Raw genomic sequence first — 22,951 nt, forward strand, 5'->3', positions numbered from 1 at the left:
TCTTAACCTTTCTGATCCTAAGCATGGCACAAAAATAGGCGTTAGTGCGGTAAAAATCAATTTTATGGTTATTTTATCATTCATATTCAGCATGTTGCAAAATAAAACCGCACTAATTTCGCGAAGCGTCACAAGTCAGGAAGGATGAGCCGAAAATCCAGGCTATTCTTAATTATACTGATTTCAATATACTTAGTGAGCGGGAAACTGCGCTTTGCCGGTTTGCCCGGCGGCTTACGCTCGAACCGCAAAGGCATGAGAAAACTGATTTTACTTCAGACCTAAAAAAACAAGGCTTATCCGATCCGGCCATACTGGATGCCATACTCGTAATTTCCTATTTCAATTTTGTGAACCGCATTGTGTTGGCGCTTGGGGTTGAAACCAGTGCGGATGAAGTTGGGGGGTATGAGTATTAGGTTATGATGCAGTGATACAGTTATTCGGTGATGTAGAAACACTTTATTCCAGTGAGTTCCCTGCTGTTAAACGGGGAGTCTTGGATTTTTGGAAGGTTGATTGGCTGGCTCCCGGTTCTAATGATAAAGTCCGGGATACTGTTTCGATTGGATATTTTTAAGCGTTAGTCAGGGGTGTTTTCGAATCCTTCAGCAGGCTTTCTTCTTTGGATTGCTCTTTGGTGCCATTATTAATCCGGGGCTTTCCCAAAAACTGATTAGTTTATTCGGGGATCAAAGTTAATTGGACTTTATTTATCCCATTTGTCAGGAATTTAATCCTGCAACGTCTATAATGTTGTAAGCAAAGAACAATCTCAAAAAACTAAAACAAAAAAATGAAAACAATCATCACATTCATAGTTGCCATGCTATCAGCCGTAACTATTTCAATCGCAACTGAACCTGCCGGCGGAAATCCTACTGAAACAGTGCAAGGCATACAATTTTATGAGGGAAGCTGGGCCGAAGCCCTGAAACTCGCCAAAAAGGAAAATAAACTTGTTTTCCTCGACATTTATGCAACCTGGTGTGGTCCCTGCAAAAAACTCAAGGCAAATACGTTTCCGGATGAAGCAGTAGGTGAATTTTACAACGCCAATTTTATCAACCTGGCGCTTGACGGAGAAAAGGGTGAAGGCCGCGAGCTGGCCCGCCAATATGCCATCAAAGGATATCCTACGCTGCTGTTCGTTGACCACACCGGCGCTGTTGTTGCCAGAACAACAGGATATCATAGCCCGGATAAGTTCCTGGGGCTTGGGAAAGAAGTTACAGCTCGCAAATAACAGTACTTATTGAAATAATTGAGTTTTTGGTTTGGAAGGCTGTTTCAGAAAATGGAATGGCCTTTTTTATGGGTGACAATTAATATTTAACAACTACTGGCTGAGACCGGATCAATTAAAACTTTTCAACTGAAATCTGAAATGAGAAAAATCTGCCTGATATGCTTTTTGGTACTACCCTTCAGTGTTTTAGCGGCTGAACCAGGAAGTCTTCAGATAGATGAAAAGCAGGATTATAAACGCTTTACCTGGGGAATAATCCCCGCAGCAGCTTTCGACTCCGACCTGGGCTTTAAGTACGGCGCTGTTTTTAACTTGTTTGATCATGGCAGCCATCAAAAGCTGCCACTTTTTGATCAGTATCTCTACATAAAACTCACCAATACTACCAGAGGTACATTAAATGCCCAGGCCGTTTTCGAAAGCAAAAGCCTCATCAAAAATGCAACCCTGATCCTTGAAGCCAGCTACCTGAAGGATAAAAAAATGGATTTCTTTGGTTTCAATGGCCTGAATGCCATGTATCATCCTGCCCTTACCAATCATTCAAACCCTGATTTTGCCGGCAAATTCTTTTACGCTCACGAGCGCGATTTGCTTCGCCTGCGTGCCGATTTGCAAAAAAACCTGATTGATGATAAGATTCGGTTGCTTACCGGCTTTACACACAACCGTTTTAGCATCAGTCCGGCGATGGAGAAAGATGCCGGTTCAGAACAATACGGAACCTCTTTGTTCGAAAACTATAAAATCTGGAACATCATAAAACCAGAAGAAAGCAGGGGCGGGAACATTAACCTGATAAACTTCGGCCTGATCTACGACACCCGCAACGAGCACTGCTTTTGCACCGATGGCATCTGGGTGGAAGCCATGTTCATTTATTCTCCCGGTTTTATGAGTGATGCAGATTTTTCAAAATTAGTGCTTACTTACAGGCAACATGCCAGCACCATGAACGAGCGGATTACCTTTTCATTCAGGGCAAGCAGCCAGCAAAAACTCTCTGGTGATATTCCTTTTTATATGCTGCCCACATATTTCGACAGCCGCCTGAGCCAGGACGGTCTGGGTGGTGCTTTTAACTTGCGTGGCGCATTAAGAAACCGCATTGTGTCAGACGGATTTCTGGCAGGGAATTTTGAAACAAAATTCAAGATCAGCGACTTTCACTTACTGGGGCAGTATTTTTATGTGAGTCTGTCGGTGTTTTACGACAATGCTTTTGTTACCCAAGCCTATCAAACCAACCTGGCTGAAGTTCCCGTTGATTTAAGGGATTTTTTCTTCGGCAATGCAAATCAAAAAATCCATCACACTTTTGGCACGGGGCTTTACATTGTTTTCAACCGCAACAATATCATTACGGTGAATTATGGTGTGCCTGTGAATGGCCAGGATGGGCCGGGAGGTTTGTATATCGGGTCGAGTTTGTTGTTTTAAAAGTGTTACTGATAGCATAGTGTATCAGTGTTAAATAATCATCAGTTGTAACTGGATTTTATTAGGGCTAAAAATAAAACCTGATGCTTGTCAGGTTGCCCATTTTTCTGCGTCTGTTATGGCGAAAATGATAAACAAATTCATTCCGAAACTGGAAACAATGAAAAAGAAAAAACTCCTGATAATCTCACTGATACTTGTAGTTGCAGGTATCATCATAGGAGGAAGCATCGGCCTTTACATGTTTTTTATGCCACACCGCGATGTGCAAAAAACCAAAACAGATTTCCATCTTACGGCCTCTGAACTCGTTATTGAATACCTGGCCGACCGTATTGACGCAAACACCAAATACCTTGCAGAAGACGGGAATTCCAAAATTCTGGAAGTAACCGGAACCGTAGCCCGCATTAGCAATGATTTCCAGGGCAACAAAGTAGTTGAACTCAAAGAAAACGGCGATAAAGCCGGCGTCAACTTCACTTTTATGCCCACTACCAATGCCAATGCCGAAATGCTGCAAAAAGGCCAGAAGGTTACCATTAAAGGAGTGATCCGTTCCGGCGCCTCCTACGATCCCGACCTCGAAATGTATCTGAATGCAGTGGTGGAGAAAAGCGATGTGGTGCGGTAGGAAGATGGAAGCCGGAAGCCGGAAGTCCGAAGTCGGAAGCCGTAAGTTACCCCAAAACCCCAATACTCCATCACTCCAATCAACCAATTAACTAATCAACAAATTAACCTTTAATCTTTAAAACTATGACAATCAAAAGAATCCTTATCAGCGCAATGATCATGATGATGGCCATTAATCTGACCGGCCAGACAAACTCCCGGATGGTGAGTAGTAAATCTCATATCAAATTTTTCTCTACCACACCGGCTGAAGATATTGAAGCCAATAATTATTCCGCAACAAGTACCATTAACATTGAAAGTGGCAACATCGCTTTTGTTGTCCCCATGCAGGGCTTTGAATTTGAGAAAGCATTGATGCAAAAGCACTTCAACCAGGAAAACTTTCTTGATACCAAAAGCTTTCCGGATGCCCGCCTTGTGGGCAAAATCACTAATATTGACAAGGTTGATTTTTCAACAGATGGCACCTACGAAGCCGTGGTTGAGGGAGATATGACCTTAAAAGGAGTAACCAAGAAAATCACCGAAAAAGGAAGCATTACCGTGAAAGGGGGCAAAGTTGAAGCTAAAAGTACTTTTAACATTACCCTGGCCGATTACGGAATTGAGTTCGTAAAAGGAAAACCATCGAGCAACATTGCAAAAACTGTTGAAGTAAGCCTGGTAGCTGAGTATTAAATACTGGAGAAAAGAGGGAAAAACCCTTCAGCGGGTAGTTCCCTTTTTGTTTTAATAACTGCTAATGCTTAAATAGAAATGAAACCGCAAATGATTCTTAGTCTGCTCATCTTCATCACAGGATTTTATCCCTGGATGTTGCCTGCAAAAGAGCCGGATAATTCCTCTGCGCTATTTCAGATCGGGAGGAGCAGAGATGCGAACGAGATTCATTATGTCGCGAGTTTGGATTGCGAAGGCAACCTTGTGGCTGAAAATCCAGTAGATATTTATTGGATCAGGCATACCGAAGGTGGCCGCCGTGAACCGCTAACATGGGTTCAAAATAAATATGCCTATGGTATCAAATATCTGGAAATATCATCGCAAAAAGCTGTTTTTCAATTTGTATCCTATCCCAGTCGCACGTTTTCGATACAAAAAAGTGATCAGGGAAGGTATAATGTGTACACTAGCTTCGAAAACAGGAAATTCGCATTAACACGCATTTTTGTTCAGATTGAAAATGGAAGCTTTTGGTTCCCACAGATAACACGTGTTGAATTATCCGGGATCGATGAACAAACCAGGCAATACATTGTGGAATCAATCGAACTATAGTATTAAAGATATTGTTAACCACTGATTTAAGATACTGGAATTTTTAAATTAATATCTTTGGCGCAAAATATCATTTGGAGATTTGAGAATGACCTGCACAAAAACCATGGAAGCGTTTCTGCCAGATTCAATAAAAAACATAATTGATTCACTTGAAAAAACCCGGAATCCCGATAATCGTGTTCTGAATGAAATTGTTGCAAATTCTGGAGTAGCAGAAAAGGATTTCAGTAGTTTCCGGAACTTCGTATACCCTGCCAATGAGAGTTACGGACGGCGATTACTTTTTAACAGCAACAGATTCAAAATTCTTTTAATGTCGTGGCGTAAGAACGACTTCACTTCCATTCATAATCACGGAGCCACCGAATGGGGTTGCGTTTATTTTATGGGAAAGGCTACGCACCGCATTTATGAGAACGAAAACGCGATGTTGAAGATGAAAAGAAAGGATTATTTTGAAACCGGCCAGATAGCTGATGTTTGCGGCGATTTCATTCATATTATGGGAAATTCGGGGTCCTGCGATTTTCTGACCCTGCATATTTATGGATCTGATTCGGATTCTTCAGGCAATGAATCAATGGCAGAAATATATGCTCCTGAGCACAACAAGCTTTTCTATACCCACGGCGAAGCCTATCTGAACATCAGCAAAGAACTGATCAGAGGTGAACAGTACTTTGATCAGATTGATCCTGACACACTGGTTGATTACTTAATTCTGGTTAAACCCTTTTATGAACGTGTTAATAATGAGTCTGCTCTTGAGAAAATAAAATCGGCGATAAAAATGGTTTCGTAAACTTACAACTCCCTGCAATTGTTCTTTCACCATGATCCTACGTTTTCTTCAAATTTTCATCGTAGTTATTTTCACATTAACTTCTTGTGCCCAGAAAAACCCTGAGGCAGTACAACTCAATTCGAAAGATTTTGATAAGCTTGTCCGAACCAAGCCCGGTGTGTTGCTTGATGTGCGAACCCAACGGGAATTCAAGAACGGCCATATAGAAAATTCCGGACAACTGAACTATTATGCCCTGGATTTCAGGAACAGGCTGCTGCTTTTGCCCAAGGATCAGCCCATCTATCTTTATTGCAATACCGGCTATCGCAGCGACCGTGCTGCAAGCTTCCTGATCAGGAATGGCTATACCAGCGTTTACAATCTGCAGCACGGAATCATGGAATGGGAATTGGCACGCTTGCCGGTTATTACAGATCCCGATGCGCAACCCGATACCGACGACAAATTCGAACCTGCTGATTTTGCACAACTCCTGGCTTCCGAACCCATTGTTTTTGTGGATTTTTATGCGCCCTGGTGCGGCCCCTGCCGCAAAATGATGCCCATGATTGACAGCCTCAAGGTAGAATACCACGGACGTTTACCCATCGTAAAAGTCAACGCCGATGCCAGCAAGCAACTGATGCGGGAAATGAAACTTGTATCGGTTCCTTATCTTGCGCTTTACCGTGACGGCGAATTATACTTTGAACATCGCGGCGAAATCCACCGCGAAGAGTTGGTAGAAGTACTGGAATCGGTGTTATAGAATAAAGGATAACAGGCTTTGATCCCAGGGAAAGGATTTGAGCACTCTTGCGGTTTTTTTGCTACGAGCTTGTCAGGTTTATACCAACACCCCGTCTGTTAAGTCAAACCAAATCAAATTGTAATGAATAACTTACCAATTATCGTAACCATCTTAACATTTCTCATTTTCACTAATCCAATCATGACACAAAACACCAGGAGTGCAAAAGAAGCAAAAGGCCTGGAAGCAGGTGTTAATGCACCTGATTTCATAGCTACTGTTATAAACGGAAACAATTTTTCCTTAAAGGATGCCCTGACAGAAGGCCCGGTGGTACTGGTATTTTATCGTGGTCATTGGTGCCCGGTTTGCAACAAACATCTGGGCGTATTGCAGGATTCACTTCAGTACATCCAGAATATGGGTGCTAAGGTTATAGCTATCTCACCCGAAAAGCCTGAACTACTTGCCAAAACAACAGAAAAAACCGGCGCAGATTTTACTATACTCTACGATGAAGGTTACCGGATTTCAGATGCTTATGATGTGACTTTCACACCAGGTGGTATGGATAGAACTATGTATAACACATTTTTGGGCGCAAACCTGAAAGAAGCCCACTCCGATGATTCTCAGCGTTTGCCCATACCGGCCACATTTGTGATCGGACAAGACGGGAAAATAGCCTGGCGGCATTTCGATCCCGATTACAAGAAACGCAGCACAGTAAGCGAAATACTTGATGCCCTGAGCAAAATGAACTGACACCCGACAGCCGGGCAAATCTCCCTGCAGTTTTTATCTTTGCCCCGTTTCGCCCACATTAATCTGAAACAGAAACAAACAATGAACGAGCAGATCATTCTTAGCGAAGTTTTTGAAAAAATCCACCGGTACATCGAAAGTAATGCCGACAACCAGAAACCGGTGGTAAATTATAAAAGCCCTGCCGAGCTGGTAAGCCTTATCAATATGCAGATCGAAGATTCCGGCGTTGATCAAAACGAATTCCTCGAACTGGTTGATCAGTACCTGAACTATTCGGTAAGAACCGGTAACAAACAATTCCTTAACCAGCTTTATTCCGGCTTCAATTTCCCGGCTTTTATCGGCGATATGTTAACTACATTGGCCAATACTTCAATGTACACCTACGAGGTGGCACCTGTTGCTACGGAAATTGAAAAATCCATGATCAGCTTGATGAACCAATATGCCGGTTATGAAAATGGCGATGGGCTTTTCGTTAGCGGCGGAAGCAATGCGAATCTGGTAGCCATGTTGTCGGCTCGCAACCGTGCGATCCCCGAAAGCCGTTTTGAAGGTTACGACCGCCAACAAAAACTAACTGCCTTTATCAATGAGCAGGCGCATTACTCAATCGAAACTGCTGCCAATGTGCTGGGTATCGGATCGAAAAGTGTTATTAAAGTAAAAGCCGATGATAGTGGGAGAATGATTCCAGATGAACTGGAAAAAGCCATTAAGGCTTCCATTGCCCGTGGTGAAAAGCCATTTTTTACTGTGGCCACCACCGCCACAACTTTGCTGGGCGCTTACGACCCCATTGATGAAATAGCTGCAATTTGCCAAAAACACAATATCTGGCTGCATGCCGACGGCTCTTTTGGCGGTTCACTCATTTTGAGCGAAAAGCACCGCCATATGATGAAAGGCCTTGAAAAAACTGATTCCTTTGCGTGGAACCCTCATAAACTGATGAATATTCCTTTGATTTGTTCAGTCATCCTGCTTAAACAAAAAGGAACCTTACAATATAACCTCACCGATCTGAATACAGATTATATTTTTCATGATATTGAAGAGATTGAAGACCTAGGCAAAAAATCCATTCAATGCGGGCGTAGGGTAGATGCTGTAAAACTTTGGTTCGCATGGAAATATTTCGGACTGAAAGGTTATCAGCAACGCATTGACAACCTGATGGATATGGCAGCTTATGCCGATAAATTGGTTCAGGATAATCCCAGGCTGGAATTGATGGCGCCACGGCAGTCGTTTGCCATTTGCTTCCGTTACATTCCTGAGAGGGATATTGACCTGAATGATTTTAACCTGCAATTGCGCGAAACGCTCAGAAAAACAGGCCATACCATTGTCAATTACGGATACATCGGAAAAAATCTGACCATCCGCCTGATCACCGCAAATGGAGAACTGGAAAAATCAGATATTGATTTATTCTTCAATCGTCTGAATTCTGTAGCAAAAGTGTTGGAAGAGAACCTGGTTACTGCATGAGAAAAGAAGAGGACAAACATACCGGTTTTGCCATTGCACTGGCCTGGCCCGAAACACTTTGCAAACAGCCTAATTCCTGGTATGATAAACCGATGCGGTGGCTCGGAATCAATAAAAACTGGTTGTACAAAGCCGGACATGCCGCCCTGGTTTTGATCAATGATAATGAACCCAAATGTCATTATTTCGATTTTGGCAGATATCATTCCCCTTTTAATTTTGGAAGAGTGAGAAGTGCAGCAACCGATCATGATCTTGCAGTGAAAACCATTCCCCGGATTTCAGATGATGGAACCCGGATTGAAAACTTCAGTGAAATTCTGGATGAACTACAACAAAATAAATCCTGCCATGGCGACGGCAAACTTTATGCTTCGTATTGTCGCATAAATTTTGAGTTTGCCTTGCAAAAAGCTTTACATCTCCAGGTTTCCAGTCCTCTGCCTTACGGGCCTTTTGTGAGGGGCGGAAGCAATTGCTCACGTTTTGTCAACGATGCAATTGTAGCCGGTAAACCCGTCTGGCACCAAACCATTCGCCTTAAGTATTTTGTTCCCCTGACCCCAACCACATTGAACAATGTAAACTCATTGAAAAGCAAAACGGTAATATCTGCTTTGGCTAAAACCATTGGCGTGGATTTCTCGAAAAAACTTTCGAAGGATCAGTTAAAAAGCACTTTACCGGCTCCACCCCGACATCCGGCCATCCCCGAAAATGCCCAGTGGATCAGCGGAGAAGGAGCGGGTTCATGGTTTCATATTATCAAAGAGGGGGAGCTGTATGCAATCGCACGCTATGGCCCGGAAGGCAATACAGAGTGTAAGGGTTTGTTTTCGCTATCAGATAAAACTTTATTCACCATTGGTGATCCATATAAATTTTTTCATTTAAGTCATTGCAGCAAAGTACAAATTCTGCAAAATGGGCAGGTATTCGTTTTCACGCGTTCAGATGAGATCCGAACTGTTGGCAATCCTAAACCTGCTTCAAATAGAAGGGAATTGCTATTTCCAGCTTCGGTTTAAACACTGGTTTTTTTGATTTAATCTGCCCGGGCGCAAAACGCATAACACTAGCTTTATTTGCAGGTTGGACCCGGAGACCTGATCAATATTCAGGCAGGGAGGAAAACCTTATTGTTCCTTTCGTCCGAACCTTTAGCCTTATGAATGCCCGGACATGAAGGTTGTGAAAAGACTACTTAACACCTCAACACATTTTCACTACTTTTGTCCACTTCAAAAAACATCAACAATTTATCTGGATGAAAGTATCGTGCAACAGGCTCAAAGCCTACACCGGAATTGACGCAAACCCTGAAACCATTGCCAAAATATTGACCGACTGCGGCCTCGAGGTTGAAGCTATTGAAACATTTGAGAATATTAAAGGCGGTTTGAAAGGCATTGTGATCGGAGAGGTAAAAACCTGCATAAAACATCCCAATGCCGATAAACTTAGTCTGACCCAGGTAGACATTGGTGGCGATCGTTTGCTTGATATAGTTTGCGGCGCTCCCAACGTGGCTGCCGGACAAAAAGTGCTGGTTGCACCCGAAGGAACAACGCTAGCAATGGGTGACAACTCCTTCGTGATCAAAAAGAGCAAAATCAGGGGTGAAACATCTGAGGGAATGATTTGTGCCGAAGACGAACTCGGGTTGGGCACCTCGCACGAAGGTATTATGGTTTTGCCTGATGACGTTGTTACCGGCACGCTGGCAGCCAACTATTTTGATATTTATACCGATACCATTCTCGAAATTGGTCTGACCCCAAACCGTTCAGATGCCGCTTCGCATATCGGCGTTGCCCGCGACCTGGTTGCAGCATGGAATGCCATGCATTTCAATGAGCCGGAAAAACATATCAGTTTGAAACTTCCTGATATTGGCAATTTCAAGGTGGACAACCGCGATCATCATATTGATGTGATTGTTGATGACCCCAAAGCCTGCCCAAGATATTCCGGAATAACAATAAGCGGAATTACAGTTGAAGAATCACCGGCCTGGTTGAAAGATTTTCTGAAATCTATTGGTGTGAGACCCATCAACAACGTGGTTGATGTCACCAATTTTGTGCTTTTCGAACTGGGACAGCCACTCCATGCTTTCGACACTGATTATATCACCGGAAACAAAGTGGTGGTCAAACAATTGCCTGAAGGAACTGCATTTACAACCCTAGATGAGGTTGAACGCAAACTCACCGCTGGCGATCTGATGATTTGTAATGCAAAGGACGGCATGTGCATCGCGGGGGTATTTGGCGGCATCAAGTCGGGCGTTACTGAAAAAACCCGCAATGTATTTATTGAGAGCGCGTATTTCAACCCGGTGAGTGTTCGAAAAACATCAAAACAACATGGCCTCAAAACCGATGCTTCGTTCCGGTTCGAACGCGGTACCGATCCCAACATCACCGTTTATGCAATGAAAAGGGCTGCACTGCTCATTCAGGAAATCGCCGGCGGAAACATATCTTCCGACGTGGAGGATGTATATCCCGAAACCATTGTTCCGGCTCAGGTTGATATGACCTATCATAATATTGATCGTTTGATCGGCAAAAAAATTGAACATGAAATAATTCATGGCATCTTGAACTGGCTGGGCATGATAATTACGCATCATGATGAAAAGGGTATGCTGGTGGCTGTTCCAACTTTTAAAACTGATGTGCAGCGCGAAGCCGACGTGATTGAAGAAATTCTTCGCATTTACGGCTATAACAACATTGCCTTTGATTCATCGCTGCGTTCCTCCATTTCTTTGTCAGAAAAACCAGATCGTCTGAAACACAGAAACACAGTTTCAGATTATTTAGTGAGCAATGGTTTTTATGAAATCATGTGCAATTCGCTTACAAAATCCACTTATGATCAGACCCTGCCTTTTATTGATAAAAACAAACATGTTCATATTCTGAACCCTATCAGCCGCGACCTTGATATTATGCGGCAAACCTTGTTGGTTGGCGGTTTGGAAACAATTCTGTTTAACCTTAACCGCAAGGTTTCCGATATGAAACTGTTTGAGTTCGGAGCGGAATACACAAGAGATGCCGGAAAAGCACACAATGAAAACAGGCTCGATAAATACAATGAACACTGGAAACTTTCATTGTTCCTTACTGGCCAGAAACATCCTGAATCATGGTACACCAAAGAAGAGAAAACTGATTTTTTCACACTCAAGGCCATGGTTCACACAATTTTGAACCGGATTGGATTAAATGCTGGAATTAGCCATTCCATCGAAACTGATTTCGGCATTCTTGATTTTGGCCAGACCCTCACTTTTGAAGGAAAACAGTTAGCCGTGTTAGGCAGGCTCAGGGATAATATCCTGAACCAGTTCGACATCAAACAGGAAGTATTTTATGCTGAGGTTGACTGGGATTTGTGCATGCAGTTTTTGGCAAAGCACCCTGGCATCAGGTATAGTGAAATACCTCGTTTTCCGGAAGTTCGTCGCGACCTGGCTTTGCTTCTCGACATGCACATCAAATTTGGCGAAATCGAAAATCTTGCCATTAAAAATGGCGGGCAACTGCTACGAAATGTAAGCTTGTTCGACATTTATGAAGGCGACCGCATTGAGCAGGGTAAAAAATCATACGCCATTAGCTTCATACTGCGCGATGACAGCAAAACACTCAAAGACCAGGAAATTGATGCATTCATAAATAAGCTGGTAAAAGTGTTTGAAAAAGAACTGGGTGCGAAAATCCGATGAATTCAATATCCCGGGAAATTAAGAGAACAAAATTTCTTTCTTCAATCAAGATATTATTCCTCCTAGGGATCGTGTTTGCTTTTTGTATTACGGCTTCGCAAGCACAGCCAAACAGGGAAGGGCAATTTAAATACACATCGCCAGGCGGCGCTTATATCGGGTCTTACTTTACCGATCTCGATGATTTCCTGGTTCGTCCGTTAAAGTGGAATCGCTATCAATATATATCCGCAACAGCGATCACGGCTGCAGGTGCCGGGCTTTACTTCTATGATCCTGAGGTTCGAAATTTCTTTATCAAAAAGGATTCCGAGCTGCTTGTTGGTATTGATAAGTGGTTTCTCGATCCATTGGGCGTTGGTTTATGGGTTATTCCTGTAGTTGGCACAATGTATTTCGGTGGAGATGAACGATCAGCAGGTACAGCGCTTGCTGTTGTAAAAGCTTATGGATACGGAGTAGGAACAGCTTTTGCCATGAAATACTTCCTGCAACGTGCCCGTCCTTCACATTTCGATCCGCCAAATTCTACCCATTGGGATGGGGTGTTTGGGAAATGGGAATACGATGCATTTCCATCGGCGCATTCATTGCTTTCATTTGCAATGGCTACGGTAATTGCTACAGAATATAATGAAACGATTTGGGTTCCGGCGCTTTGTTACTCACTGGCAACACTGGCATCGCTGTCAAGGATTCAGCATGGCGACCACTGGCCTTCTGATGTGCTGATCGGCGCAGCCATAGGATTCGGCATTGGAAAATTTATCCACCGGACTTCAAAAAAACCCGCTACACAATTCAAGCTGAGTTTTAACTGATGCTGTGATGTTGTGATGCAGTGGTTTAGTAGTCAATTAGTTAATTGGTTAATTAATGGAGTGATGGAATTATTAATTCAAAATTCCAGATTAAAGATTCAGAAATCTACAAATGGCAGCTATTTGGATTTTGGATTTTGTTCTTTGGATTTTTTTTACCAACCCGTCCGAACGGTGTTCAGCCGGGCGGGCTGCCAACTCATCCCTCAAGCTTTACTGCAATGGCTTGCGGCAATTATCGCAATAAACTCCTTTCACCCTGCCGGAATTATCGGAATAAAGGCTCATGTGCTCCATGGCTTTGTCAATCATCACGGAAGAACCGGTAAAAAATGGCACCCGTTGATGCAGTTTCTGAGGCTTCAGATCAAGGATGCGGGTGAAACCATCGGTAGCTTTTCCGCCGGCTTCTTCAGCAATCATGGCTATCGGATTGCATTCGTACAGCAACCTCAACTTGCCATCAGGATTTTTGGCGGTTCCAGGGTAAATGTAAATGCCACCGCGGATCATATTGCGATGAAAATCGGCAACCAACGAGCCGATATAGCGGGTGGAATAAGGCCGGTTGGTAGTTTTATCGTGCTCCTGGCAATAGTTGATGTATTTTTTAACGCCCTCGGGGAAGTATATATAATTGGCTTCATTGATTGAGTACATCGAGCCAGTTTCAGGAATTTTTATGTTGGGATGCGAAAGCAGGAATAAGCCAACTGATGGATCGTAGGTGAAACCGTTCACTCCATTGCCGCTTGTGTAAACCATCATGGTTGACGAACCGTAAGTTATGTAACCAGCGGCAAGTTGATTTTTGCCGGGTTGCAACAAGTCTTCAAGGGTTGCTTTGGTTCCCGGAGGCGAGAGACGCTTGTAAATCGAGAAAATGGTGCCGATGGGTACGTTCACTTCAATATTGCTTGAGCCGTCCAAAGGATCAATGGCGACTACGTACTTGCCGTTCATTGAAAACTGATCATCGAAAATCACCGGCTCATCCAGTTCTTCGGAAACGATGGCGCAGCATTGCCCGCCGTTTTTCAATGCCTTAATAAAATGCTGATCGGCAAAAACATCCAGTTTTTTCTGGTCTTCGCCCTGTACATTGCTTATGCCGGACTCGCCAAGAATATCAGCCAGGCCGGCTTTATTAACTTCGCGGTTAACAATTTTTGCGGCAATAGTCAGGTCATTGAGCAAGCGTGTAAATTCGCCTGTGGCGTAAGGAATTTCGTATTGCTTCTCGTGAATGAACTCAATAAGTGTTTTCATATTTTTGATGGGAATGATGGCTTATAGCCTGTTTTATTTGTAGATCTTCTCGCTTAGATGCTTTAGAAAGTTTAGGAGTTTAGAGGGTTTAGAGATTGGAGCGGTTTGTTATGATGTATCTTACGGTGAAGAATTATTTTGGTTAGAACAACGCTTAAGTGTTTTTGTTGCCTTGCGAACCAATTAAAAATTTCATGCTCAGTTGACAATGCTCAAAATACCTGATGTTATTTTAGCGTTCGCAGTTTGTTTCGGCAAAAGCTTCAGAGTTGGATCACATATCCTTACTTTTGCCAAAGAACCTTAACCCAACATCCCAATTATGAAATCCTATAAAGGAATCATCCTCTTAACGTTTGCAATATTCGCACTATCCGGTCCGGCGTGCAATTTGCTGAAAGCCGAAAAAATCAGGGTTCACACGATAAAGAAAGGCGAACACACTGCTACGAACCGATGCATCCGACTTGTTGGCAGTGGCCAGATTAAATTCAATATTTTTGTGGACCAATCATGGCTGTACGATGAAAAAGCTCCCGGATTCCAATCGGGCTGGAACAAACTCATTGGCATTTCCGATGGGTTCAACCAACATAAAAACTCCGTAAGAATTGGCTGGCGATGCATTGAGAACACAATTTACCTCTGTTCCTATTGTTATATTGATGGTGAGCGCGTTATCAGCGATATGGTTGAGGTGCCTATGGGCTGGAATACCGGATCGGTGAGCATTACCGATAATAATTACAGAGTGCTCATTAACAATACAGTACTGAATGCTGAAAGAACCGCTAAAAGTCCTTTCAAAATAATGCTTTACCCTTATTTTGGCGGCAACAGCACGGCACCGCATGAGATGGAATTCAAATTCCGTCTCGATCCATAACGGTTGTTTTATTGATTGAATGTGTATGAAAATATTCAAATTTGGCGGGGCTTCGATAAAGGATGCGGATTCGGTTCGCAATGTGGCCAGCATACTCAATAAGTATATTCAAGAACCACTTGTGGTAGTGGTATCAGCAATGGGCAAAATGACCAATGCCTTCGAAACGCTCACTGAACATGCTTTTAATGGAAATACCGGGCACATGGAAAAGCAGTTCGGTTTTATCCGCTCATTCCACCTTGATATTTTGCATTCATTATTTCCCGATCCCAGGCACAAAGCATTTACGCGGGTTGATTTGCTCTTTCAGGAAATTGATTCACTGATCAAATCAAATGACAAGCGGGGATTCGATTTTTATTACGACAGGATTGTTTCCTTTGGTGAACTGCTTTCCGGAAACATCGTTTCATCTTTTCTCCAGGAATCAGGCAATGTGCATACGCATTGTGATGCGCGTAAGCTTATTCGCACAAACAATTCCTACCGCGATGCACTGGTGTTATGGCCGGAAACTTCTGAAAACATCAGGAACGCGTTTGGCCTCATAAATGAGAATACACCTTTTATACTCACCGAGGGTTTTATTGGGTCTGACCCGGAAGGCAACAGCACCACACTGGGGAGGGAAGGATCGGACTATACCGCTGCAATTTTTGCCTATGCCCTCGATGCTGAAGAAGTTGTGATATGGAAAGATGTGCCCGGACTTTTAAATGCCGATCCGCAGATTTTAAGTGAAACAATAAAAATTGACCGGATCTGCTACAGCGACGCGATCGAACTGGCGTATTACGGGGCAAAGATCATCCATCCCAAAACCATTAAACCGCTTCAAAACAAGAAAATCCCGCTTATCATAAAATCATTTTCCGAACCTGAACTTCCGGGTTCTGTGATCAGCGATAATGATGAGGCTTATCAGCAGGTTCCTTCGTTTATTTTCAAATTCAATCAAACCCTGATCAGCATTACTCCCCGCGATTTTTCATTTATCAATGAGGAAAACCTGTTTGGGATTTTTGGGATTTTCTCTCAATTCCGGGTACGTATCAACCTGATGCAAAATTCTGCCATTAGCTTTTCCGTTTGCATTGACGGCGAAAACAGCGGATTTAATTCTTTGATAGAAGCCCTGCAGCATGACTATAAAGTCAAATATAACCAACACCTTGAGCTCATCACCATCCGCAATTATGACCAGGATTGCATTGAAAAAGTTGTGAATAACAGGCTGATCCTACTTGAGCAACGCAGCCGGGCAACTGTTCAGTTGCTCGTTGAATCTGGCTCATCCAATAGCTAGAGGCAAGGATAAATTTTCACCCACCGGCTTGTTATATTGCATTTTGCATAGGTTTTTTTTATTGTTTTGCAGCTTGTACGTTGGAATAGGGTTCGCAAGTTGTAAATCATTAAAAATTAGCAATTAATATTTAAATACTTATGGAAGGAATAGAGAACAAGGGCAGCGGGATACGCTCTTTCCCAAAAAACTTCTGGACCGTTATCGTCATGGAGTTTTTCGAACGCGGTTCGTATTACGGGGTTATGTCGGTTTTATCGGTTTATCTGGTGATGAGCGTTGACGAAGGCGGACTTGGTTTTACCAAGGAAAGCGTTGGCGTTATCAAGAGTACCATCACACCACTGCTTTATCTGTTGCCTATTCTTTCGGGAGCCATTGCAGATTGTTTTGGTTATCGCAAAGTACTGATGTTTGCATTCCTGGTGATGAGTACCGGCTACTATCTTACAAGTACAGTAACGGACTATTCGCTGGTATTTCTCAGCCTTACACTGATGGCCGTAGGCGCCGGGTTTTTTAAACCGATTATTTCCGGAACCATTGCCCGCGAAACCGATGCAAGCAACAGCGGCCTTGGATTCGGGATTTTTTACTGGACAATCAACCTCGGAGCATTTATTTTCCCTTTGATACTCGTTCCGTATTTCAAGGGCATCGGTTGGTCATATATTTTCGTTATGGCTGCTGTTGGAACCGGTTGGCTGCTGATCCTTAACATTTTCGTTTACAAGGAACCACCTCGTCCAAAAAGTACCAAAACCATTTTTGAGGTTCTCAAAGGTGTTGTGCTGGTGCTGAAAGATTATCGCTTTGTTACAATGATTGTGATCTATTCGATGTTCTGGATCCTGTATTTCCAGATGTTCGACACCGTACTCTGGTACCTGAAAGAATACATGGATATGAGCCCGGTCAACAATGCTGTGAACAGTTTCCTTCGCTTATTCGTGGACAATCCAAACTGGAAATTTGACGCCGAACACGTAACTGTTATCAATGCAGGTACAATCATTTTGCTGCAATTATTAGTGTCGAGTATTGTGAAAAATACCAAAGCCCTTCCTACAATGATTGTTGGAATCTCGATGGGAACCCTGGGAATGGCTATCCTGGCAATTTCCACACATGCATGGGTGTTCATGGCCGGAATCATCATCTTCTCCATCGGCGAAATGACGGCTCACCCCAAATTCATCTCCTACGTGGGGTTGATCGCTCCGGCCGATAAAAAAGCGCTATACCTTGGATATTCTTTCCTTTATGGCGTAATCGGAAGCGCTATCGGCGGGATTTTAGGCGCAACCTTATACGTTCATTTTGTGGATGGTCTTCAACGTCCCGGATTGCTCTGGTTTATTTTCAGTTTAATCGGTGTGGCAACTATTATTGGACTGATGCTTTACAATAAATTCCTGGCTCCAAGAAAAAACGTTTAAATTTTTCATTTATGAAACCCAATGCAATGATTGCCGGATCCACCGGTTTGGTTGGAAGTGAGTTGCTGAAGCTGCTTTCCGGAAAAGATTATTACGAAACCATCGTTCTGCCGGTTCGCAAAAAAACCGAAAACAGTGCCGGCAATATTGCAATGCATGTAGTTGATTTCTCTGACCTGGAAAATTTCGATCCGGGCATAAAAATCCGCGATCTTTATATCTGCCTGGGAACCACCCAGAAGAAAGGCGGTGGAAAAGCCGGGTTTTTCAAAGTGGATCATGATTATGTGCTGAATATTGCCAAGTGGGCAAGGCAAAGCGGCGTTGAAAGGGTTTGTTTGATTTCATCAATTGGAGCAAATCCCAAGAGTTCTTCCTTTTACCTGAAAACCAAAGGGAAGATTGAGCAGGAACTCACTGCACTCGGATTCAGTCATCTTTGCATTCTAAGGCCATCATTATTACTCGGGAAAAGGGAAGAGTACCGTTGGGCGGAAGCAATATCAGCAAAAGTCTTTCCTCTTTTTTCTTTCCTGATGGTTGGCATGCTTAAGAAATACCGGGCGGTGAAAGCTGATAAAGTCGCAGCCGCCATGTTTCAGTTCACCAATACTATGAAAGAACCTTTGGTGATTGTGGAAAGTGATAAGATATCAGACCTTGAAACTACCCCAATATAAAATCACCCCCATGCCACCTAAACATAACAGCGAATTGGTAGAAGTATTTGCAGGAACAACATGGCAAGCCGAAATGGTAAAGAGCTTGTTGGAAAATGCAGAAATTAATGCATTTGTGAAAGACGGGATAATGGGAACATTGAACCCCTGGTGGACGGCACCCGGTGGAGCCGGTTCAGTAAAGGTATTTGTGCCGAATGCAGACTTTGAGTTGGCAAAACAGATTGTTAGAGAATACGAGGCAAACATCCAAATTGAGTAATCCAGAATAAGTGAAAACTACCTCTAGGATTTGGCTGCTGAATTAGTTATTTTTGAATCCGGTTTTATCGCGCTTTGGTATCATCAGCTTTTCTTCTTCTGATTCAATTATTGCCTCATGTGCAGGTGCTTAAAATCAACTATTGGTTTGGCGTTTTTCTGCCAATTGTTTTTATTATTTATTCAGTTCAGCAATGCAATTGCACAAACTGCTGATCCGGCGAATTTGCTCGCAAAAGGTGATACCACACTGGTAGTGGGTCTCTTCAGGCGTGGAAACAGTTTCTTTGATGGCCCCTCCGATTCACTGATCTTCTATTACGATTCAGCCCTTTCATTAATCAGATCAGGTATTCAAAAAATTCCGGTTGGGGACCGAAATTATGGATTCTCAAATTATAAAGTGATTAAACGCCTGGAAAGGGATGCAAACATACAATTAGGGATTGAAAACCTGTTGCAAGGAAATTATAAGGAATCACTCAGGTATTATAACTCGTCGCTCAAGATTTCTGAGGAAATGAATGATGTTTCAGCCATCTCGGAATGTTACGGGGAAATCGGCACATTATACAATAACCAGGGCAACTATGACCTGGCGCTTGAATACCAGCAAAAAGCACTGGAAATTGCCAGGCAAATGAACGACGAAGATTGGATAGCCATTTGCAACAACAATATTGGCAACGTTTATAAAAAGAAAGCATTTTACTCCCTTTCGCTGAGACATTATCTCCATGCCCTGGAATGGTTCGAAACCTCGAGCCAATCGAGAAGAATTGCCGCCTGTTATCAGAATATTGGTGATGTTAACTTTTCACAGAACAATCTAGGCAAAGCGCTTGATTATTATCAACGCGCCCTTGGGATTGCCATTGAATCAGGAAACCGCCAGCGTGAAGCTGACAGTTACCTGCTTATTGGGTTGGTGCATGAAAAACAACAAAATCAAATGCTGGCAAAGGAATTTCTTGCAAAGTCGCTTAATTTGTACAAAGAGCTTGGCTACCGGCACGGCAAGGATGATTGCTATATCGCATTGGGCAATACATGGCTAAGCGAAAAAAACTGGATAAAAGCCGAAGAAAGTTATCATCAGGCATTTGAAATTGCAACAGCCGGCAATGATAAAGCAAGCATCGCCGAAGTTAAAATAAAACTTGGGTTGGTGTACCTGAAACAGCAACTATTTAGTAGGGCACTGGAGATGCTTCAGCAAGGGCTTCAGGAGGCCGTTGAGATTGGATCAGTGGAATTACAGATTCAAGCCAACAGACTTCTGACTCATTTCTATGAAGAAACGGGTAACACGGCACTTGCCTTGCAGCATTTCAGACACTATGCCGCACTAAAGGATTCTCTTTTCAGCGATTCACAGTACCGGATTATCAGCGAAATGGAAGCAATATATGAGGCTTCAAAAAAAGAACAGAACATAGAACTACTCAGCGAGAGAAACAGGGTTCAGGAACTTATCATCAGTCGCCGGAACCGTCTTTTGATTCTTACCGGCCTTTTCTTCCTGATTTCACTTCTGATTGGTTACTTATACATTGCATACTCGAAACTTAAATCGGCGCAACGATCCGTAGAACTCGAAAACCGTTTGCTGCGTTCGCAGATGAACCCGCATTTCATTTTCAATTCCCTGATAGCAATTCAAAGTTATTTTTATGAACACAACCCTGAAAAAGCCAGCGATTTCCTGGCCAAATTTGCTGATCTGATCAGGATGACACTCGTAAATTCAAGGGCAGAATTTGTGGTTCTGGAAAAAGAACTGGAAATGATATGCATTTATCTTGAGCTGCAATCATTAAGGTTCAACAATAAGTTCATTTTCAACATCACGGTGGATGAGAATATTGAAGCCGCAAATATCAGGATCCCACCGATGCTCGCACAACCATTTATTGAAAATGCAGTAGAACATGGGCTTCGCAATAAAAAGGAACAAGGCAGGCTAAGCATTGGGTTCAGTAAAAATGGAAAATCGCTGATGGTAAGTGTTGAGGACAACGGCATTGGGCGTGAAGCATCGAAACATTTTCGTAAAAGCACAGAGCACCTTTCACTGGCTGTGCCGATGATAAATGAGCGGCTCGGGATCATGTCAACAAAATTTCGTAATAAATTTGTAATGAAAATTACTGATTTATACGACCCGGATGGCAATCCAGCCGGAACACGCGTAGAGATAACGATGCCGTGGCAGGCTTGAGAGAGTAGCAGTTGGAAGTGGCATGTGGCAGTGGCAGGTGAATACAAGGCCTGACCAATGAGAAACGTTTTTAACAAATTAATATGTGAATAACGAAGTTTGAAGACATGGAATGCAAACCATAACAAGAGAACTAGCGCAACACTTCAGAAACACAAAACTCCAAACACAGAACACGAAACCAGGGCCGCGAAACACAACACCAATCAACCAATTAACCATTCAACCAACACCATGATCTCAATTATCATCATTGACGACGAACAAAAAGCCCGCGAAACAATCATGAATATTCTGAAACGCGCAGGTTTGGATCATGAAATTATCGGAGAAGCCGAAACGCTTGCTTCAGGCTTTGATCTGATCAACCAAAAAAAACCAGACCTTGTGCTTCTTGATATCAATTTGCCCGATGGTAATGGTTTTGACTTGCTTGGCAGGTTTGAGAAAATTAATTTCCGGGTAATCTTCATTACTGCTTATGAAGAATATGCCATCAAGGCTTTCAAGTTCAGCGCACTCGATTACATTCTTAAACCTTTCAAGGCATCTGATCTTGTTGGAGCTGTTGAAAAAGCCCGTGAAATAATCATAGGTGAAAAATCAGAACTCAGGTTTAGGACACTTTTAAGCAATCTTGATAAGCTCAGGAAAATTGTTCTACGAACCGCCGAAAGTATGCATGTAATCAATATCAAAGACATTGTAAGGCTTGAAGCTGACTGCAATTATACAATATTCTACCTCGCAAATGGCGATAAACATTTGGTTTCCCGAACCTTAAAGGATTATGAAGAACTCCTGGAGGATTCAGGATTCTTCCGGACACATCAGTCTCACCTTGTCAACCTCGACCATATTCTGCGTTACGAAAAGAGTGATGGTGGTTATCTGGTAATGGATGATCATTCCATTGTGCAAATATCTTCAAGAAAAAAAGAAGCGCTCTTTAGAATTTTTGAAGGTCTGGGATAAAATCAAATAATAAATCATTTCCAGCGCTTACTCATTCAAACCCGGCGAATACTCATTTCACCGGGTTTTTACTTTTAAGCCTTACTAAATTTGAGCGTATTAACACCAGCTTTAGTGCTATCCATCATTGATTAAAACCTTAACACAGTTAAATATTCAGAACCAAAATCACAAACCATGAAAAAGCTGTTATTCTTTATTGTTATCTTTTGCTTATCAATAGTGCAAATGATCGCTGCCAACTATTACTGGGTTGGCGGAACCGGAAACTGGTCGGATTATGCCAGTCACTGGGCTACCACTTCGGGCGGTTCAACCTTTCATACTCAAGCACCCACCTTGAATGACAACGTGTTTTTTAATGCTTCCTCATTTACTTCAGGCGGGGCAATCGTAACGGTTGATGTGGATGCAAACTGCGCCAGTATGGACTGGACTGGTACTACTAACAATCCGCAGTTTACAGGTGCATCTGCCCGGTCATTGAATATTTACGGTTCATTGACCCTGATCAATGAAATGAATTACAATTTCATGGGGACGGTTAACTTCAAATCTCCCTCATTTGGAAATTTAATTACCTCTTCAGGAAAATCGTATTTAAACAATGTAGTATTTGATGGTATTGGCAGTTGGACCCTACAGGATGCAATGAGCATACCCGGGCACGTCCTCTATTTGGTCAACGGAACGCTGAACACCAATAACCAGGATGTAACGATGCTGTATTTTCGCTCTGAATATACCAGCAACCGCACCCTGAACCTGGGTTCGTCAACCCTTACGGTCAACCTTGGGGGCTCCGATGCCTGGCGGTCGAATGGCACCAATTTCACAGTTATTCCGGGCACGTCCAAATTAGTTTTCCCGGCAACCTGGGGTGGCATTTATAATTACAACGCCGGGATAAACCTGTATGATGTGGAGTTTCCATCAGCA

At 42.9% G+C, this 22,951-nt stretch carries 21 protein-coding genes; 20 read left to right on the plus strand and 1 reads right to left on the minus strand.

Going from position 1 to position 22,951, the window contains the following annotated elements; all coding sequences use genetic code 11:
* Positions 1-796: 796 nt before the first annotated feature.
* The 12 genes from IH597_12930 (at position 797) to IH597_12985 (ending at position 12,972) form a co-directional block, all read left to right on the plus strand.
* Positions 797-1,246, plus strand: a complete 450-nt coding sequence (locus IH597_12930; GenBank protein MBE0663356.1) for a thioredoxin fold domain-containing protein — start codon at positions 797-799, stop codon at positions 1,244-1,246.
* Positions 1,247-1,387: 141 nt separating this feature from the next.
* Complete coding sequence (locus IH597_12935; GenBank protein ID MBE0663357.1) at positions 1,388-2,689, plus strand: hypothetical protein; 1,302 nt, start codon at positions 1,388-1,390, stop codon at positions 2,687-2,689.
* Positions 2,690-2,849: 160 nt separating this feature from the next.
* Positions 2,850-3,323 carry a hypothetical protein gene (locus tag IH597_12940; GenBank protein ID MBE0663358.1) on the plus strand — a complete coding sequence of 158 codons (474 nt, stop codon included), beginning with the start codon at positions 2,850-2,852 and terminating at the stop codon, positions 3,321-3,323.
* 155 nt (positions 3,324-3,478) lie between these two features.
* Positions 3,479-4,006 carry a YceI family protein gene (locus tag IH597_12945; GenBank protein ID MBE0663359.1) on the plus strand — a complete coding sequence of 176 codons (528 nt, stop codon included), beginning with the start codon at positions 3,479-3,481 and terminating at the stop codon, positions 4,004-4,006.
* A gap of 78 nt (positions 4,007-4,084) precedes the next feature.
* A complete protein-coding gene (locus IH597_12950) occupies positions 4,085-4,606 on the plus strand; it encodes a DUF4833 domain-containing protein (protein MBE0663360.1) in 522 nt (173 codons plus the stop codon).
* Positions 4,607-4,712: 106 nt separating this feature from the next.
* Positions 4,713-5,411 (plus strand): cysteine dioxygenase family protein, encoded by a 699-nt coding sequence (locus tag IH597_12955; protein MBE0663361.1) that lies wholly within the window; start codon positions 4,713-4,715, stop codon positions 5,409-5,411.
* 31 nt (positions 5,412-5,442) lie between these two features.
* Positions 5,443-6,165 (plus strand): thioredoxin fold domain-containing protein, encoded by a 723-nt coding sequence (locus IH597_12960; GenBank protein ID MBE0663362.1) that lies wholly within the window; start codon positions 5,443-5,445, stop codon positions 6,163-6,165.
* A gap of 183 nt (positions 6,166-6,348) precedes the next feature.
* Positions 6,349-6,912 (plus strand): AhpC/TSA family protein, encoded by a 564-nt coding sequence (locus IH597_12965; protein ID MBE0663363.1) that lies wholly within the window; start codon positions 6,349-6,351, stop codon positions 6,910-6,912.
* Positions 6,913-6,993: 81 nt separating this feature from the next.
* On the plus strand, positions 6,994-8,409 hold the full coding sequence (locus tag IH597_12970; GenBank protein ID MBE0663364.1) for a glutamate decarboxylase: 1,416 nt from the start codon (positions 6,994-6,996) through the stop codon (positions 8,407-8,409).
* Positions 8,406-9,437, plus strand: a complete 1,032-nt coding sequence (locus IH597_12975) for a hypothetical protein (protein ID MBE0663365.1) — start codon at positions 8,406-8,408, stop codon at positions 9,435-9,437. Before IH597_12970 ends, IH597_12975 begins: the two co-directional genes overlap by 4 nt.
* A gap of 239 nt (positions 9,438-9,676) precedes the next feature.
* On the plus strand, positions 9,677-12,151 hold the full coding sequence (locus IH597_12980; GenBank protein MBE0663366.1) for a phenylalanine--tRNA ligase subunit beta: 2,475 nt from the start codon (positions 9,677-9,679) through the stop codon (positions 12,149-12,151).
* Complete coding sequence (locus tag IH597_12985) at positions 12,148-12,972, plus strand: phosphatase PAP2 family protein (protein ID MBE0663367.1); 825 nt, start codon at positions 12,148-12,150, stop codon at positions 12,970-12,972. Before IH597_12980 ends, IH597_12985 begins: the two co-directional genes overlap by 4 nt.
* Positions 12,973-13,185: 213 nt before the next feature.
* Here the strand turns inward: IH597_12985 and fbp are convergent, their stop codons facing one another.
* Positions 13,186-14,250: a class 1 fructose-bisphosphatase gene (gene fbp, locus IH597_12990; GenBank protein MBE0663368.1), complete on the minus strand. Its 1,065-nt coding sequence runs from the start codon at positions 14,248-14,250 to the stop codon at positions 13,186-13,188.
* A 313-nt stretch (positions 14,251-14,563) separates the two neighbouring features.
* On the opposite strand from fbp, the gene IH597_12995 reads away from it, so the two are divergent.
* The 8 genes from IH597_12995 to IH597_13030 all read left to right on the plus strand — a co-directional run.
* A complete protein-coding gene (locus tag IH597_12995; GenBank protein MBE0663369.1) occupies positions 14,564-15,127 on the plus strand; it encodes a hypothetical protein in 564 nt (187 codons plus the stop codon).
* Between the two features lie 25 nt (positions 15,128-15,152).
* Complete coding sequence (locus IH597_13000; GenBank protein ID MBE0663370.1) at positions 15,153-16,436, plus strand: aspartate kinase; 1,284 nt, start codon at positions 15,153-15,155, stop codon at positions 16,434-16,436.
* Positions 16,437-16,576: 140 nt separating this feature from the next.
* Positions 16,577-17,875, plus strand: coding sequence for an MFS transporter (locus IH597_13005; GenBank protein ID MBE0663371.1), 1,299 nt, complete (start codon positions 16,577-16,579; stop codon positions 17,873-17,875).
* An 11-nt stretch (positions 17,876-17,886) separates the two neighbouring features.
* Positions 17,887-18,555 carry an NAD-dependent epimerase/dehydratase family protein gene (locus tag IH597_13010; GenBank protein MBE0663372.1) on the plus strand — a complete coding sequence of 223 codons (669 nt, stop codon included), beginning with the start codon at positions 17,887-17,889 and terminating at the stop codon, positions 18,553-18,555.
* A 10-nt stretch (positions 18,556-18,565) separates the two neighbouring features.
* The gene (locus IH597_13015) at positions 18,566-18,817 is read left to right on the plus strand and encodes a DUF2007 domain-containing protein (protein MBE0663373.1); all 252 of its coding nucleotides are present in this window, start codon (positions 18,566-18,568) and stop codon (positions 18,815-18,817) included.
* Between the two features lie 117 nt (positions 18,818-18,934).
* On the plus strand, positions 18,935-21,037 hold the full coding sequence (locus IH597_13020; protein MBE0663374.1) for a tetratricopeptide repeat protein: 2,103 nt from the start codon (positions 18,935-18,937) through the stop codon (positions 21,035-21,037).
* 234 nt (positions 21,038-21,271) lie between these two features.
* Positions 21,272-22,012 carry a response regulator transcription factor gene (locus tag IH597_13025; protein ID MBE0663375.1) on the plus strand — a complete coding sequence of 247 codons (741 nt, stop codon included), beginning with the start codon at positions 21,272-21,274 and terminating at the stop codon, positions 22,010-22,012.
* A 177-nt stretch (positions 22,013-22,189) separates the two neighbouring features.
* On the plus strand, positions 22,190-22,951 hold a 762-nt coding region (locus IH597_13030), incomplete at its 3' end, for a hypothetical protein (GenBank protein ID MBE0663376.1).

This window comes from Bacteroidales bacterium, assembly GCA_014860575.1.
Lineage (GTDB): Bacteria > Bacteroidota > Bacteroidia > Bacteroidales > JAAYJT01 > JAAYJT01.